A 14,025-nucleotide genomic window follows, 5' to 3' on the forward strand; every position below is an offset into this window, starting at 1 on the left:
TACTATAGGAAACATTTTAACCACTGGCAAACTTGTACGTCAAGATAATAGAGGAAAAGTTATTCACAAATTCCAAAACGTTTAACATTTCTTGAACGTTAAAAACATCTCTCTTTTTATGAACTCAAAAAAACAGCACCATAAACTAAAGCACCAGCAATGACATATGCTGGATGAATGTTGAGCCTTTCCATTAACAGATAACTTCCTCCACCAATCACCACTGTCTGCAAGCCTCCGACGGCTTCATATGAAGAAAAGAAGAAATCGTATACCATTCCCCCTAACAAGACAGCAATAACTGGCCTAATAACAATTGTTAGTCTTTTTACTTTTGGCGAGTCTTTGTACCTCATCAACAACCGAAGCAAGCCAATCATCAATAGCAACGATGGTGCGACCGTTGCAAAAATACCAACAATAGCTCCAAATATACCTCCTTGCATATAGCCAATATAGCCTGCTATTTTTGTTGCAATCGGACCTGGCAATGCATTTCCTAGAGCAAGAATTTCACTAAATTCACTAACCGTAAACCAACCATAACGACGAACAACTTCATTTTCTATTAAGGGAATCGATGCTGGTCCCCCACCATAACCAAGGATTCCAGGAATGAAAAAGGCCCAGAAAATTTTAAGATAAATCACCGATTCCATCTCTCCTTTTTCATATGTTTCACTTTTCCATCCCCTTTTAAGAGTGCTCCCACCAATAGAAACAAGATTAATATTGCAGGGTGAAGCTGAAAACTTTCAAGAAGAAAAAAACTAACAATGATAAAAGTAAAAGTCCAGTACCACCCAAGCTTTGATTGCCCAGCCCGTTTAATAAATCCCCATGTTAAAACGGTAAGCATAACGGCAACGACCGGGATAACAGCCTCTGTCATTCCTCTGACCCAGGGCTCGTCCTTATAAGCATTTAAACTTGTTAAAAGTATAATCATCAGAAAGATTGTTGGGGCAACTGTTGCTACCAACGCGTTCACCATTCCCGTATATCCACCGACACGCAAGCCAATATACCCTGCCATTTTCGTTGCCACTGGACCAGGAAGGGCATTCCCAAGAGCTAGAATGTCACTAAATTCCTCTGCATCTATCCATTTATATTTCTCAACTACTTCTTTATAAACTAATGGAATGGACGAAGGGCCTCCTCCATAACCGAGTAAACCGACTCGAAAAAATGCTATAAAAATCTCCCTTTGTCTCATCGTGTTCACCTTTTAAGATTCCCTTTCCAAATTATAGAATCAACAATTTTTCTTTCAATAGAAATCTCTTGCAAAACAGACAATCTACTTTAACTCGAAAGTCTTACATTTAAATGATATGTGAAAATTTCTCGAGATCTTTGTTCTCTCCAATCACTAAGAGAATATCGTCCATTTCGAGCGCTTCTTCTGGGTCAGGGGCAATATTAATTCGATTTTTTTCTTTAATAGCGACAACTGTTACATTAAATTTGGCTCTTAAATCAAGTTCACGGAGGTTCTTTCCTTCCATACTTTTTGGTACCTGCATCTCTTCGATGCTATAATCGTCAGCTAGTTCAATAAAGTTCAAGACATTGGGTGCCGCCATCAATTGATGTGCCACTCTTTCTCCCATATCCCTTTCTGGGAAAACAACTTTATCTGCTCCAACTTTATGAAGAACCTGTCCGTGGCTCTTATTAATCGCTTTGGCGACGACTTTTTTGACGCCCATTTCTTTTAGTAATAAAACCGTTAAGATACTCGCTTGAATATCATCGCCAATCGCTACAATGACCGTATCAAAATTCCTTATCCCCACTTCTTTCATCGTCTCTTCATCTGTAGAATCCCCGATTACCGCGTAAGAAACCGCATTCTTATAATGATCGATTTTCTCTGTACTTTTATCGATGACACAAACTTCATTTCCTTCTTTAAACAAAGTAACTGCCACACTCGAGCCGAACCTTCCCATACCAACTACAGCATATTGCTTTTTCATAATGGATCTTCCCTCCTACACACGTATATAGGAAAAATAAGGTAATATCAAGGCGACCAAGGCTAGTGTAAAGACAGTAACCACAGCAAGCTTATTTTTTGCTTCCATTTAAAAAATGGTACTGTATTTAAATATTTACCAATTCTCCCTGTTTTATGAATGTTTTCCACTGTTTAAATCTCGTAAAAAAGAGAGCGGAGGCAAATGCCTCCGCAAAAAAATCACCGCCAAGTTTTGCTAAATAATTTTTTAAAGCCGAGATACAAAAGCGAAGTGGTGAAAATAAGAATTACTAGAGCAGCAGCAATCTCGAGGAATGGCGCTAACCCAGAAAGTACAGGAATTGCCGAAATATTCAATAAAGAAAATCCTGCAAGAATACAAAGTAAAAAAAGTAAGGCTGTATAAAGCATGATATCCCTCCTTACTGTTACCTTATGTTGAATAAGCTGGGCTGGATTGGACAAAAGCATATATTTTCAGTTGTTTACTCAGGAAAAGAATCTCTCCCTTCTGTTTCCGAAACACCTGAGCTGGGAATAATGTTGCTAAAAACCTAAAGTATTCAGGGAGTGGTATCGATTGCCTCATCATCTTTATGTTCGTTTTGTCAGACTTCCACTGCTTTTAAGAATTCTTTTAATGACAGCTCTATTAATTTGTTTGTTCGGCCTTTTCATTCATTTGCTCGAACCGGATAATTTCCCTACAATAATGGATGGTATTTGGTGGGCGGTTATTACGGCATCAACTGTCGGATATGGTGATTATGTTCCACTAACGATTGAAGGGAGAATTACCGGTATTCTTTTATTGTTAGTTGGCGCCGGTTTCCTGTCTGCTTACTTCGCAACACTGTCAACCATTGCTGTCACAAGACAAGATGAATATCAAAAGGGGGGATTGCAATATAAAGGGAAAGATCATTTAATCATTATTGGTTGGAATGAACGTTCCAAAAGGATATTAGCAACACTCGTAGAGACAAAGCAGCCAATTATATTGATTGACGATTCTTTAAGGAGCAACCCTCTACCTTATCAACATCTACATTTTATTAAGGGAAAATCGATGCAAGATGAAATTTTAATGAGGGCAAATATAAAAGAGGCAAAAAAGATGATTATTACTGCTGACCAAAATCTCGATGAACTACAAGCGGATATGAATACGGTTCTCACCTTATTAGCTGTAAAAGGGCTCAACCCTGATATTATCTGTATTGCTGAAATTCTAACAAGCGAACAAGTGAACAATGCAAAACGAGCTGGGGCGGATGAACTCATTAAATCGAACAAGCTGACTAGTGCCATTATGCTAGACAGCCTTCATTCAATTGGAATGGTAAAGCCATTGAGTGACCTTTTATCGCAATTAAATGGGAAAAAATTAGAGTATCAAACAGCTTCGGAGGACACGATTGGAAAAAGCTTTAAACAAGCCCATTTACATTTCCTTTCTAAAAAAATTATTTTGCTAGGAATTAAAAAAGGAGAAGACATAATTGTCAATCCCCAAAAAGAAATAATGATCGATAAAGACGATCACCTGTTGCTCATTATCCATTAAAGTTGATATATTATTCAAATAGTGCTTCCACTTCTTTAAGCAATGACTTCCCAATCTCGACGTAACTCGGTGGAATACGCCCATCTTTATCAACTGGTTCGGAAAACTGGTTAAATGTGCTGTTCGTATGAGCATGATCGTCCAAGCCTTTTTGATAAACATGTGAAAGCAAAAACGGCCTTTTGATTTCTACGGAGCAGACATCTGCATCTAGCTGCCCATCAATCGCAATAAACGGAAGCCTTAAAAATAAGTATCCATCATGGTCAGCAATCTTATAATCAAAAAAACCATGGTCATAATCCCAGTTCCCACCGATTGAATATCCTAGTGGTTTTAAGTGCTCTTCAAGGTCGGATAATCGAATTTGTAATCCTTCAATTGTAGATGGAATTTCAATCATCTTATACTTCCTTTCTTTTTCTCTTATTGTTTGTCAATCGTTTCAATTTCATCAGTAAAAAAGAGTGCCATATTTTCTCTGGCACTCTTTTTGTCGTTCATATTATTTTAAGCGTTTTTCGAGTTCCGCTTTCTTTTCTTCGAAACCTGGTTTTCCTAATAGAGCAAACATATTGACTTTATATGCTTCCACGCCTGGCTGGTCAAATGGATTTACTCCAAGCAAGTAACCGCTCATGGCACATGCCTTTTCAAAGAAATAAACAAGATAACCAAATGTATATTCATCTTGCTCAGGAATTGACACAATTAAGTTCGGAACACCACCGTCTGTGTGAGCAAGCAATGTTCCCTCAAATGCCTTATTATTAACAAAGTCTACCGTCTGACCGGCAAGATAGTTCAAGCCGTCAAGGTCATTTGCCTCTTCTTCAATCGTTAGCTCATGACCTGATTTTTCCACTTTAATAATTGTTTCAAAAAGGTCTCTTCGTCCTTCTTGTACGTATTGTCCAAGGGAATGCAAATCCGTTGAGAAATTAGCCGAAGCAGGGAAAATGCCTTTCTGATCCTTCCCTTCACTTTCTCCAAATAATTGCTTCCACCATTCTGAAAAATACATAAGGGACGGCTCGTAGTTAATTAGCATCTCAATCGTCTTCCCTTTATTGTAAAGGACATTACGAACCGCCGCATATTGATACGCTAAGTTTTCTTCTAATTCAGACTTGCTAAAATCCTCTCTTGCTTGAGCCGCTCCGTCCATCATCTTTTCAATATCCGCACCACTAACAGCGATCGGCAATAACCCAACTGCTGTTAATACCGAATAGCGACCGCCAACATCATCAGGAATCACGAAGCTTTCATAACCTTCTTCATTTGCTAGCGTTTTAAGGGCACCACGCGCCTTATCAGTCGTTGCGTAAATTCGTTTTTTTGCTTCCTCAGAACCGTACTTTTCTTCTAATAGCTTGCGGAAGATTCTAAAAGCTAAGGCAGGTTCCGTTGTTGTACCGGATTTCGAGATGACATTAACCGAGAAATCCTTTCCTTCTAATAAATCCATAATATCTTTCAAGTAAGAAGAACTAATGTTATTGCCGGCAAAAATAATTTGTGGCGTATTTCGCTTTTCTTTAGGTAGGGTATTGTAAAAACTATGCTGTAAAAATTCTAAGGCAGCGCGTGCTCCTAAATAAGAACCACCAATGCCAATGACAATCAGAATGTCTGAATCATTTTTAATCTTTTCAGCTGCTTTTTGAATGCGGGAGAATTCTTCTTTATCGTATTCAACAGGTAAGTCAATCCAACCGAGATAATCACTGCCGGCCCCTGTTTGTTCATGTAAGGAATGATGTGCTACTTTTACAAAATCTCTTAAATATGTAACTTCATGTTCGCCAAAAAAGCTTAACGCTTTTGAGTAATCAAATGTAATATGTGTCATTTACGATCCTCCAATATATTTGTTCTTTATCACTTTAACGAATGGGCCGTTAAGAATCAAGGTTTTCAACTTTGTTATTTAGAAAGTCTACTAAACCTTTCCTCCCACATAATTTATGGAAATTTCAAATCACGAATAATTTTTGCGTTATTGGACCATTCTACAATTAGTCTTTAACAAAGGAGGTTAGAGTATGAGCACAATTCAAAGAATTGCTTTAATTTTAACAATCATTGGTGCAATTAATTGGGGATTAATAGGTTTCTTTCAATTTGATCTAGTTGCTACTATTTTTGGTGGACAAAACGCAGCACTTTCAAGAATTATTTATGGCTTAGTGGGAATTGCTGGTTTAATTAACCTCGGTCTCTTATTTGCTCCTAGTGAAGCAGCAGAAAGAAGAACCGGTACAGAGCCAGCTAAATAAGAAAAGCGCAAGCGCCTTGGTCAGGGGCGACAAGCATAAGACGCGCCAGATTAGAAGACGCTCTTTGTCTTCAAATTTGGAGTGGCTTATGACCTCGAGCCCCTAGGCGCTGGAGCCAGACAAATAAAAAAAGATCCGCTTAATTACTAACGGGTTCCGTTTCCAAACGCAAAGCGTTAATTTGCCACAGGAAAATATAATCCTTTTTGCACGAAGAGCAATCTGTAAGCTAGAGAGATTAATTAGTAGCAAAGGTTTATACCTTGCTATTTTGCTTTGATTTTAATTGCTAATTATTCGGATTGCATGTATACAAAACAATTTCGCCTCCTCCGTATCGATTTTTATGTAAGTCTGAGAATGAATAAGCGGAGAATTTCCTGCTAATGTATATAGGTGAAGCTTAAGAAGCGGATATAAGCGGAGATATTCCCGTTAACTGCTCTAAATAAGACAAAATCCAAAGATTTTGATCATATAAACGGAAAAACTCCCCTTATTTTTAAGGAAATATCGGCATTTCCCAGTTTAGCGGGAATTTTTCCGTTTATTTTTCATACGCAGTGAAATCAACATTCAGTTATAACAGTAGAGCTAAAAATAGACCTCCAAATTACCATATAATTTGAAGGTCATTTTGAATTACATTTTTAATATTTGCGATAGTTAACTTTTTTATGGTTCATAACGATATGAGCAAGAAGAGAGTACTGGAACAATACATCCTTCAGTCGCTTTCTCCACTTTATTACATTTTCGATTGGGTAATCCATTCTTGAAGCTTGTCTTTTAAAGTATTAAATCCTTGTGAATCTTCGTCCTGGGTAATAATAGCCGCTGCACGCTTTCGCGGTTTCTTCACTCTTGTTGGCTGTTCAGGTTCTTCCATTGTTGCCCGAATCGAGAGGCCAATCTTGCCCGCCTCTTCATCAATGGACAAGACCTTTACTTTAATTTCATCCCCAACCTTTAAATGTTCGTTAATATCCTTTACGTAACCATGTGTTATTTCAGATATATGAACAAGACCTTGTGTCTCTTCATCTAGAGCAACAAATGCACCATATGGTTGAACTCCCGTTACTTTTCCTGTTACAATGCTGCCTACTTCAATTTTTCCCGACATGAAAACACTCCTAATTTATGATTTATTTATCTCATTTATACGCAATTAAATATTATACTATATTTATTAAAAAATAACAAAAACTAAATTCATTTTGCTAGTAAATACTTGCTAAAGGATTGGAATTTCAAGCCATTATAAGTGAATATTCATGAATTTATTCAAACTTTATGACCATTTCATGGTAAAATTAAATATATATTTTAAAGGGGTGACGGAACAATGACTTCAATTGGTAAAAACCTTCGGACACTTAGGGAGGAGCGAAACATGTCTTTAGAAGAGCTTGCAATAAAAGCAAGGGTTGGGAAAGACACGATCGAGAAGTATGAAACTGGAGAAAAAATTCCGAATAACCAAACAATTTTACGCTTATCAACAATATTAGATGTTCCAGCATCTGAACTATTAAATGAAAACGGTAAAAAGTAAATATAGGGTGCTCGTTCTCCACGGAGCGATTTCATAAATTTAGCATCCTTTTGTATAAAAATTATTAATTGGGGAATAATTTAAATATAAGGCTTTCTAGTATTCCCCCTTTTTTTAGAAGGCAGCTCAAGCTTGAGTTGCCTTCTTTTTTTCTGCTTATGAATTCTTCTCGATGAAACGTCGTATTCGTTTAATTGCTTCTTGGAGTTGTTCAATTGATGTGGCGTAGGAGCAGCGAATATAACCTTCTCCACTCTCACCAAAAACATTTCCAGGTACCACTGCCACCTTTTCTTCAATAAGGAGCTTTTCTGCAAATTCCTCAGAAGATAAACCTGTCGACTCAATCGAAGGAAAAACGTAGAAAGCACCACCAGGAGAGTGACAGCTTAAACCCATTTCATTAAAGGCACTGACCATATAATTTCGACGACGTCGATAGCTTTTTCTCATTTCTTCGACATCATCATCTCCATTTCTAAGTGCCTCTAGCCCAGCATATTGCGCCATTGTCGGCGCGCACATCATCGCATATTGATGGACTTTGAGCATAGCAGCAGTGATTTCTTCCGGTGCACAAACAAAACCAAGGCGCCAGCCCGTCATTGCAAACCCTTTTGAAAACCCTGACACCAAAATTGTGCGATCCTGCATTCCTTCAATTGCTGCCATACTCGTATAAGTTTCGTCATATACAAGTTCAGCGTAAATTTCATCAGATAAAATAAGCAAATCATGTTTTTCAACTAATTCAGCAATTTCTTTTAATTCTTTCTTGTTGAGCATCGTCCCCGTCGGATTATTCGGTGAGCATATCATAACCGCTTTTGTTTTAGGAGTAATCACCGATTCAAGTACTTTCGCCGAAATTTTAAAGTCTTGGTCTTTTGAAGCTTGGACCGGAACTGGGATTCCTCCAGCCAAACTAACTAACGGACTATATGAAACGAAGCATGGCTCGACAACCACTACTTCATCACCCGGATCAATAATTGATCTAAGAGCAATATCAATTGCTTGACTTGCCCCTACAGTAACTAAAACTTCAGATTCTGCTTTGTACTTAACCCCAAAGGAACGAAACATGTATTTTGAAATTTCTTGCCTAAGCTCAAAGAGACCCGCATTTGCCGTGTAAGAGGTATAGCCATCTTCAAGAGAAAGGATGGCTGCCTCCCTTACTGCCCAAGGTGTAACAAAATCTGGTTCACCAACACCAAGTGAAATAACTCCTTCCATCCCTGAAGCAAGGTCAAAAAAACGCCGAATCCCTGAAGGTTTTAAATCACGCACCATCCGTGACAAATAAGTTTTTTTCGTTTTCATTATGGAGACACCACGATCCGTTTATCTTCATCATCTGGCTCAAAAATTGTGCCATCATGTTTATATTTCTTTAAAAGAAAATGAGTCGTCGTTGAAATGACGGAATCAAGTGTTGAGAGCTTGTCGGAAACAAATCTTGCTACTTCATTCATCGATTTCCCTTCAATCATCACAGACAAATCGTATGCTCCCGACATTAAATAAACCGATTTAACCTCTTTAAATCGATAAATTCTTTTGGCAATATCATCAAACCCCACTCCACGTTTCGGAGTGACTTTTACATCAATCATAGCGGTAACACCTTCATGGCCATCAATCTTTGACCAATCAACGATTGAAGTATACCTTACAATGATTTTCTGCTCTTCTAACTTATGAAGGTATTTTTCTGTGTCTTTAACGGTAAGGCCAGTCATAGCAGCAAGGTCTTCCGTTGATATACGTGAATTTTTTTCTAAAATCTCAACCAGTTCTAATTCCTTCTCAGAAAGCTGCATTATATCCACCTCAATTCTCAAATAAGCCCATTATATCAAAATAATCAGAAACATCCTATCCAGTTTCACTGAAATTCAAAAAATTGACGAACGGACCGTCTTGTATTTAACTTATTAAAGGATAAAAAAACAAAGGCATTCACAATCTATGATAAAGAAAGAGTTCAAGGAGTGATGCATCAGGATGGAACAAAGTCATTTTTCCGAAAGCAAACAAATCAACGGAATCGATGTTTACTATGAATATTTTAAACATCCATCCTCCGAGAAAACAGTTGTTTTATTACACGGTTTTCTATCGTCCCTGTTTAGTTTTCGTCATCTTGTCCCGTTACTAAAGCAAAACTACTCGGTCTTTTCTGTAGATCTTCCTCCCTTCGGAAAGAGCGGTCATTCTCGCAATTATCATTATTCATACAAAAATATTGCGTTAACCGTTGTTTCCTTATTAGATGTCCTAGGTATAAAAAATTATAGCATTATTGGTCATTCGATGGGGGGACAAATTGCCTTAAATGTTCTTTATCATCATCCTCACCGAGCAAAAAAAACGGTTCTACTTAGTAGTTCTGGATATTTAAGTCGTGCAAAGCAACTACATATTTTCGCTAGTTACCTCCCATTTTTCCACCTGTTAGTAAAAAATTATTTAGCTCGGTCAGGAATCGAAAAAAACTTAAGAAATGTGGTTTATAACCATTCACTTATTGATAATGAAATGCGAGAGGGTTATTTAAGTCCCTTTTTAGACAATTCTATTTTTAAAGGATTAACCGGAATGCTACGTCACCGGGAAGGAGATTTAACATCTGTACAGCTTCAGAAAGTTCAAACTCCATGTTTATTACTTTGGGGGAGACATGACCGTGTTGTCCCGCTAAATACTGGGAGGAAACTTGTTGAAGACTTACCTAATTCGCAGTTAATCGTCCTTGAGGATACAGGACATCTATTACCAGAAGAAAGACCTGAGGACGTTTGCCAACACATCAATCATTTTCTTATGGACGGAGAACGTTTTTAAGCATATAAACTGGCTGCTCACCTATATACTTTCACATTTTATGTGAATTATTTTATCATGAAATTAGCAAAGTTAAAAATCAAGAAGAGAAAGGTTGAGACGATGGATACATTTAATTTTGATCAACTAATTAATCGTAAAGATACTGCGTCAGTGAAATGGGAGATGACGAAAGACATTTTTGGTACAGAAGATGTATTACCGATGTGGGTAGCTGATATGGATTTTCCTCCCCCACCAAAAGTGATTGAGGCCATGACCAATCGTGTAAGTCATGGAATATTCGGCTATACCTTTGCCAACCAAACTGTAACAGAGGCTATACAGCACTGGCTGTCCACTCGCCATCAATGGGACATTGACAAGCCTTCGATTTTATTTAGCCCTGGTGTTGTCCCATCTATTAGTTTAGCGATTCAATCATTAACGAATGAAGGGGATAAGATTTTGCTTCAATCACCAGTATATTCCCCTTTTTTCAGCATGATCGAACTAAACAAACGTGTTGTCGTAAACTCTCAACTTGTCCTCAAGGATAATCATTATGAAATTGACTTTGAAGATTTTGAATCAAAGTTAAAAGATGGAGTGAAACTCTTTCTCCTTTGCAACCCACATAATCCAGGGGGAAGAGTATGGACGAAAGAAGAATTAACAAAAATTGGGGAACTATGTTTAAAATATAATTGTTACATTCTAGCAGATGAAATTCATTCTGACCTAGTTTTTACCCCACACCGCCATATTCCTATTGCGTCAATAAAGGATGAGTTTGCAGAAATAACGTTAACTTGCATCGCTCCAACAAAAACATTTAACCTAGCAGGTATACAAGCTTCCGCTGTCATCATTTCGAATTCATCACTCCGTAAAAAGTTTCGTGCTGAGCAACAAAAACAAGCGATGACCAGTTTAAATCTTTTTGGGATTTACGGGATGGAAGCGGCCTACCGTTTTGGTGAGGACTGGCTAAACCAATTATTACATTATTTAAAAGGAAATATTGATGAAGCAATTGCTTTTATTCAAACACATATACCAAAAATGCGCGTAATTGTTCCAGATGGGACGTATTTACTTTGGATCGATTGTCGCGAATTTAAATTGTCTGATAAAGAAATTCGGGAACGGCTTCTACAAAAAGGCAAACTTGGATTAGAACCAGGCCCAAAATACGGTCCTGGTGGAGAAGGCTTTGTGAGAATGAATCTTGCTTGTCCGCGAGAAACTTTAGCTGATGGCTTAAATCGCCTTAAAAAGGCATTTACTTAATGAATAAAGAAAACTCGCCGATTGGCGAGCCCCTAAGGGCGAAGACAGAGGCGTAGTTGCCCTTATGCGTTAGGAAAGTATAAATTGAAAAATTTATACTTTCCTATTAGCCAACGAAAGGCTCCCAAACAGTGTTTGGAAGCCTTTTATTGTTTTTATTTATTTTCTTGATTCGCTTCTTTTGATTGATGAATTTGTTCATACTTTTTTGCTTCTTGAGCTTCTTTTTTCGATATTTTTATAAATAGCCTCATAACGATGATGGCTGCGATAAAAGTGACAATCATCCAAATAACAGCTGGGATATACTCCGTCTTATCTTTGGGAAAATAAAGGAACAGAGACAAAACAAACCAATTCATCTTTTTTGACTTCCTTTCTACTGTAGACAATCATTTAACCTTATTATAGCATGGTGATTTATGATGTCACATCAATACACTTTCCATCATCTATAGAATCATTCTTTAATTACTTCAATTTTTTCTATGATTACTTCTTCTAACGGTTTATTATTCTGATCTGTTTCTACCGCTGCAATTTTATCGACGACATCCATTCCTTCTATTACTTGGCCGAAAACGGTATGTTTAAAGTCTAACCATGGTGTTCCACCCACTTGTTCATAAACTTTAACGATGGAATCTGGATACTCTTTTTCAAATCCTCCTTGAAAAATAGAGTTTTGAACGATGAAAAATTGACTTCCATTTGTGTTTGGACCTGAATTAGCCATCGACAAAGCCCCGCGGAAATGAAATAAATTATTAGCAAATTCATCTTCAAAAGCTTCTCCATAAACACTTTCACCGCCCCGACCAGTTCCTTCAGGGTCCCCTCCTTGAATCATAAATTGATTCATAACTCGATGAAAATTCAATTCATCATAATACCCTCGCTCACTATGCGTAATAAAATTTTCTACAGCTTTTGGAGCCTGTTCAGGGAATAACTTTATTTTAATGGCCCCCAATGAAGTGGTCATTTCAACTAAACTTTCGTTTTCGGCGACCTCAGATGATAATTGAGGGTAATCCTCACTTTCAGGAATAACCTCCAATTCTACAGTAGGTTCCTGCCTTTGTTCAGACTCTGCGTTCTCTTCTGTTTGGTCAGTATTTCCCCCGCATGCACTTAGAAAAAACAGACCCAAAAACATGATAAAAATTAGCTTTTTCATCTTTACCCTCCACTTTCTTTTGTCTCAAATTCTTACTCTTTGTTATTTTCCTTTTCATGTTCCATAATATAAACGAAGAGAAGCAATAAATCTAGTGATGGAGGTTTACTAAATGAATAACTTTAAAATAGGAGACAAAGTAACAGCTATTTATAAAACTGGGAAATATGCCGGTGAAATTACAGAGTTTCGGCCAGAACATTATCTTGTCCGCGTTTTAGCTGTTTTAAAACACCCGATGCAAGGAGATCTTCATAACCCAAAGGATGCAGACGTTGGTATTTTTCATGAACGACGTGCTTTAGCCTACCGGGAGCAAGCAAATATCCCCCAAAAAATGGTGAAACCTTTTGCGGAGGATATTCCTGACTACTTTGAATCCTTACGAATAGCAGTTGATCGCTTTAAGGAAGAGTTAAAAGAGGATTCTACTGCTTGGGCAAAGCACAGCTTACAAAATATTGAAACGCTTGAAAACGATTATTTTAAGTAAATATCGAATGAATAAAAACAAAAAGCCAGATTTCCTCATGATATCTGGCTTTTAAGCAAATTTATTATACAGTTTTGAAAGATCAATTCGATCGCCAATGGTTGGCGGCTTTGGCTTTTTTAAGTATTGTTTGTCTTGTTCAACCAGTTTATAAATATGATAAGTAGTTAGTGCATCATCTAAAGCACGATGATGCTTCCCTGTTCCTTCTCTTCCATATTCCTGAACCGCTCTCCATAGGCCGGTTTGATTTTTATTGCCAAAAAAACGCTTGTATTCCAACGAAAAATCAATTTCATCTCCAATAAATGGGAAAGAAAACCCAACTTTACGGCAATTATCGCGCAATACCTTCATATCCATATTTCCCCAGGTTATAATCCGTCCCGGGACATTATCTTCGAGCATTCTTAATTTGTTTACAAGCTCATGAAAGGAGATTCCATCATCTACTTGTTTCTGTGAAATATTTAAAAAAGACTTACAACGGTTCGAAAGAAGCGGAAACCGGTTTGGGACGACAAAAGAAGAAAACCTTTCCATAACCTCTCCATTTTCAACAACGACCAACCCAGCCTCAATGATTTCCTGAAAAAACCCTCGCTTTTTACCATTTTTATCGGGCATCGTAAATTCAAAATCAATAAATATTTCCCTTTCCTTTTTTTTCATTCTCCTCCCAACTTTCCAAAAACTTTTTAAAATATATATGCGTCATATTTTTACTATTATAGCATGTTTTTAAGTGAATTTTCCTATTTTTCTGTGTTTTCCCTTCAGTAAAAAAAAGTTTTCACTTTTTATAAAAAAAATGAAAACTTTTTTGGGTTTCTTTC

The 14,025-nt window shown here is 37.3% G+C and carries 17 protein-coding genes and 1 pseudogene; 6 read left to right on the forward strand and 12 right to left on the reverse strand.

Going from position 1 to position 14,025, the window contains the following annotated elements:
- Positions 1-116: 116 nt before the first annotated feature.
- The 4 genes from GNT69_RS00120 to GNT69_RS00135 form a co-directional block, all read right to left on the reverse strand.
- On the reverse strand, positions 117-650 hold the full coding sequence (locus tag GNT69_RS00120) for a chromate transporter (RefSeq protein WP_203552925.1): 534 nt from the start codon (positions 648-650) through the stop codon (positions 117-119).
- A complete protein-coding gene (locus GNT69_RS00125; RefSeq protein WP_203552926.1) occupies positions 647-1,219 on the reverse strand; it encodes a chromate transporter in 573 nt (190 codons plus the stop codon). Before GNT69_RS00125 ends, GNT69_RS00120 begins: the two co-directional genes overlap by 4 nt.
- 109 nt (positions 1,220-1,328) lie before the next feature.
- Positions 1,329-1,985 carry a potassium channel family protein gene (locus tag GNT69_RS00130; protein ID WP_203552927.1) on the reverse strand — a complete coding sequence of 219 codons (657 nt, stop codon included), beginning with the start codon at positions 1,983-1,985 and terminating at the stop codon, positions 1,329-1,331.
- 221 nt (positions 1,986-2,206) lie between these two features.
- On the reverse strand, positions 2,207-2,398 hold the full coding sequence (locus tag GNT69_RS00135) for a hypothetical protein (RefSeq protein ID WP_203552928.1): 192 nt from the start codon (positions 2,396-2,398) through the stop codon (positions 2,207-2,209).
- A 157-nt stretch (positions 2,399-2,555) separates the two neighbouring features.
- On the opposite strand from GNT69_RS00135, the pseudogene GNT69_RS00140 reads away from it, so the two are divergent.
- Positions 2,556-3,554 (forward strand): annotated as a pseudogene (locus tag GNT69_RS00140) (potassium channel family protein); the annotation flags it as partial.
- Positions 3,555-3,564: 10 nt separating this feature from the next.
- On the opposite strand, the gene GNT69_RS00145 reads toward GNT69_RS00140, so the two are convergent.
- Positions 3,565-3,957, reverse strand: a complete 393-nt coding sequence (locus tag GNT69_RS00145) for a YugN-like family protein (protein WP_203552930.1) — start codon at positions 3,955-3,957, stop codon at positions 3,565-3,567.
- Between the two features lie 102 nt (positions 3,958-4,059).
- The gene (locus GNT69_RS00150) at positions 4,060-5,409 is read right to left on the reverse strand and encodes a glucose-6-phosphate isomerase (RefSeq protein ID WP_203552931.1); all 1,350 of its coding nucleotides are present in this window, start codon (positions 5,407-5,409) and stop codon (positions 4,060-4,062) included.
- Positions 5,410-5,602: 193 nt separating this feature from the next.
- Here GNT69_RS00150 and GNT69_RS00155 point away from each other — a divergent pair, with 193 nt between their 5' ends.
- Positions 5,603-5,836, forward strand: coding sequence for a DUF378 domain-containing protein (locus GNT69_RS00155; protein ID WP_203552932.1), 234 nt, complete (start codon positions 5,603-5,605; stop codon positions 5,834-5,836).
- 748 nt (positions 5,837-6,584) lie between these two features.
- On the opposite strand, the gene yugI is transcribed toward GNT69_RS00155, so the two are convergent.
- Positions 6,585-6,962, reverse strand: coding sequence for a S1 domain-containing post-transcriptional regulator GSP13 (yugI, locus tag GNT69_RS00160; protein ID WP_203552933.1), 378 nt, complete (start codon positions 6,960-6,962; stop codon positions 6,585-6,587).
- Positions 6,963-7,184: 222 nt separating this feature from the next.
- On the opposite strand from yugI, the gene GNT69_RS00165 reads away from it, so the two are divergent.
- Positions 7,185-7,394 (forward strand): helix-turn-helix domain-containing protein, encoded by a 210-nt coding sequence (locus GNT69_RS00165; RefSeq protein WP_203552934.1) that lies wholly within the window; start codon positions 7,185-7,187, stop codon positions 7,392-7,394.
- 156 nt (positions 7,395-7,550) lie between these two features.
- Here GNT69_RS00165 and GNT69_RS00170 read toward each other — a convergent pair whose 3' ends face one another.
- Positions 7,551-8,720: an aminotransferase gene (locus tag GNT69_RS00170; protein ID WP_203552935.1), complete on the reverse strand. Its 1,170-nt coding sequence runs from the start codon at positions 8,718-8,720 to the stop codon at positions 7,551-7,553.
- Entirely contained in the window at positions 8,720-9,220 is a 501-nt protein-coding gene (locus GNT69_RS00175; protein WP_203552936.1) for an Lrp/AsnC family transcriptional regulator, read from the reverse strand. Before GNT69_RS00175 ends, GNT69_RS00170 begins: the two co-directional genes overlap by 1 nt.
- Before the next feature lie 184 nt (positions 9,221-9,404).
- Between GNT69_RS00175 and GNT69_RS00180 the strand changes: the two genes are divergently transcribed.
- Complete coding sequence (locus tag GNT69_RS00180; protein ID WP_203552937.1) at positions 9,405-10,244, forward strand: alpha/beta fold hydrolase; 840 nt, start codon at positions 9,405-9,407, stop codon at positions 10,242-10,244.
- A gap of 102 nt (positions 10,245-10,346) precedes the next feature.
- Positions 10,347-11,516, forward strand: coding sequence for a MalY/PatB family protein (locus tag GNT69_RS00185; RefSeq protein WP_203552938.1), 1,170 nt, complete (start codon positions 10,347-10,349; stop codon positions 11,514-11,516).
- Between the two features lie 155 nt (positions 11,517-11,671).
- Here GNT69_RS00185 and GNT69_RS00190 read toward each other — a convergent pair whose 3' ends face one another.
- Together GNT69_RS00190 and GNT69_RS00195 are read right to left on the reverse strand one after the other, a co-directional pair.
- Positions 11,672-11,878 (reverse strand): hypothetical protein, encoded by a 207-nt coding sequence (locus GNT69_RS00190; protein ID WP_203552939.1) that lies wholly within the window; start codon positions 11,876-11,878, stop codon positions 11,672-11,674.
- A gap of 98 nt (positions 11,879-11,976) precedes the next feature.
- Positions 11,977-12,696, reverse strand: coding sequence for a peptidylprolyl isomerase (locus GNT69_RS00195; protein ID WP_203552940.1), 720 nt, complete (start codon positions 12,694-12,696; stop codon positions 11,977-11,979).
- A gap of 112 nt (positions 12,697-12,808) precedes the next feature.
- On the opposite strand from GNT69_RS00195, the gene kapB reads away from it, so the two are divergent.
- Positions 12,809-13,189 (forward strand): kinase-associated lipoprotein KapB, encoded by a 381-nt coding sequence (gene kapB / locus GNT69_RS00200; protein ID WP_203552941.1) that lies wholly within the window; start codon positions 12,809-12,811, stop codon positions 13,187-13,189.
- 51 nt (positions 13,190-13,240) lie between these two features.
- On the opposite strand, the gene kapD is transcribed toward kapB, so the two are convergent.
- The gene (gene kapD / locus GNT69_RS00205; protein WP_203552942.1) at positions 13,241-13,861 is read right to left on the reverse strand and encodes a 3'-5' exonuclease KapD; all 621 of its coding nucleotides are present in this window, start codon (positions 13,859-13,861) and stop codon (positions 13,241-13,243) included.
- Positions 13,862-14,025: the final 164 nt, after the last annotated feature.

The sequence above is a fragment of the Bacillus sp. B15-48 genome (assembly GCF_016879755.1).
In the GTDB taxonomy this organism is placed as follows: Bacteria; Bacillota; Bacilli; order Bacillales; family Cytobacillaceae; genus Mesobacillus_B.

Coding starts and splice junctions, on each gene's coding strand:
- GNT69_RS00125 (WP_203552926.1), bottom strand. CDS start 1,219: ATGAGACAAAGGGAGATTTTTATAGCATTTTTTCGAGTCGGTTTACTC.
- GNT69_RS00130 (WP_203552927.1), bottom strand. CDS start 1,985: ATGAAAAAGCAATATGCTGTAGTTGGTATGGGAAGGTTCGGCTCGAGT.
- GNT69_RS00135 (WP_203552928.1), bottom strand. CDS start 2,398: ATGCTTTATACAGCCTTACTTTTTTTACTTTGTATTCTTGCAGGATTT.
- GNT69_RS00145 (WP_203552930.1), bottom strand. CDS start 3,957: ATGATTGAAATTCCATCTACAATTGAAGGATTACAAATTCGATTATCC.
- GNT69_RS00150 (WP_203552931.1), bottom strand. CDS start 5,409: ATGACACATATTACATTTGATTACTCAAAAGCGTTAAGCTTTTTTGGC.
- GNT69_RS00155 (WP_203552932.1), top strand. CDS start 5,603: ATGAGCACAATTCAAAGAATTGCTTTAATTTTAACAATCATTGGTGCA.
- yugI (WP_203552933.1), bottom strand. CDS start 6,962: ATGTCGGGAAAAATTGAAGTAGGCAGCATTGTAACAGGAAAAGTAACG.
- GNT69_RS00165 (WP_203552934.1), top strand. CDS start 7,185: ATGACTTCAATTGGTAAAAACCTTCGGACACTTAGGGAGGAGCGAAAC.
- GNT69_RS00170 (WP_203552935.1), bottom strand. CDS start 8,720: ATGAAAACGAAAAAAACTTATTTGTCACGGATGGTGCGTGATTTAAAA.
- GNT69_RS00175 (WP_203552936.1), bottom strand. CDS start 9,220: ATGCAGCTTTCTGAGAAGGAATTAGAACTGGTTGAGATTTTAGAAAAA.
- GNT69_RS00180 (WP_203552937.1), top strand. CDS start 9,405: ATGGAACAAAGTCATTTTTCCGAAAGCAAACAAATCAACGGAATCGAT.
- GNT69_RS00185 (WP_203552938.1), top strand. CDS start 10,347: ATGGATACATTTAATTTTGATCAACTAATTAATCGTAAAGATACTGCG.
- GNT69_RS00190 (WP_203552939.1), bottom strand. CDS start 11,878: ATGAATTGGTTTGTTTTGTCTCTGTTCCTTTATTTTCCCAAAGATAAG.
- GNT69_RS00195 (WP_203552940.1), bottom strand. CDS start 12,696: ATGAAAAAGCTAATTTTTATCATGTTTTTGGGTCTGTTTTTTCTAAGT.
- kapB (WP_203552941.1), top strand. CDS start 12,809: ATGAATAACTTTAAAATAGGAGACAAAGTAACAGCTATTTATAAAACT.
- kapD (WP_203552942.1), bottom strand. CDS start 13,861: ATGAAAAAAAAGGAAAGGGAAATATTTATTGATTTTGAATTTACGATG.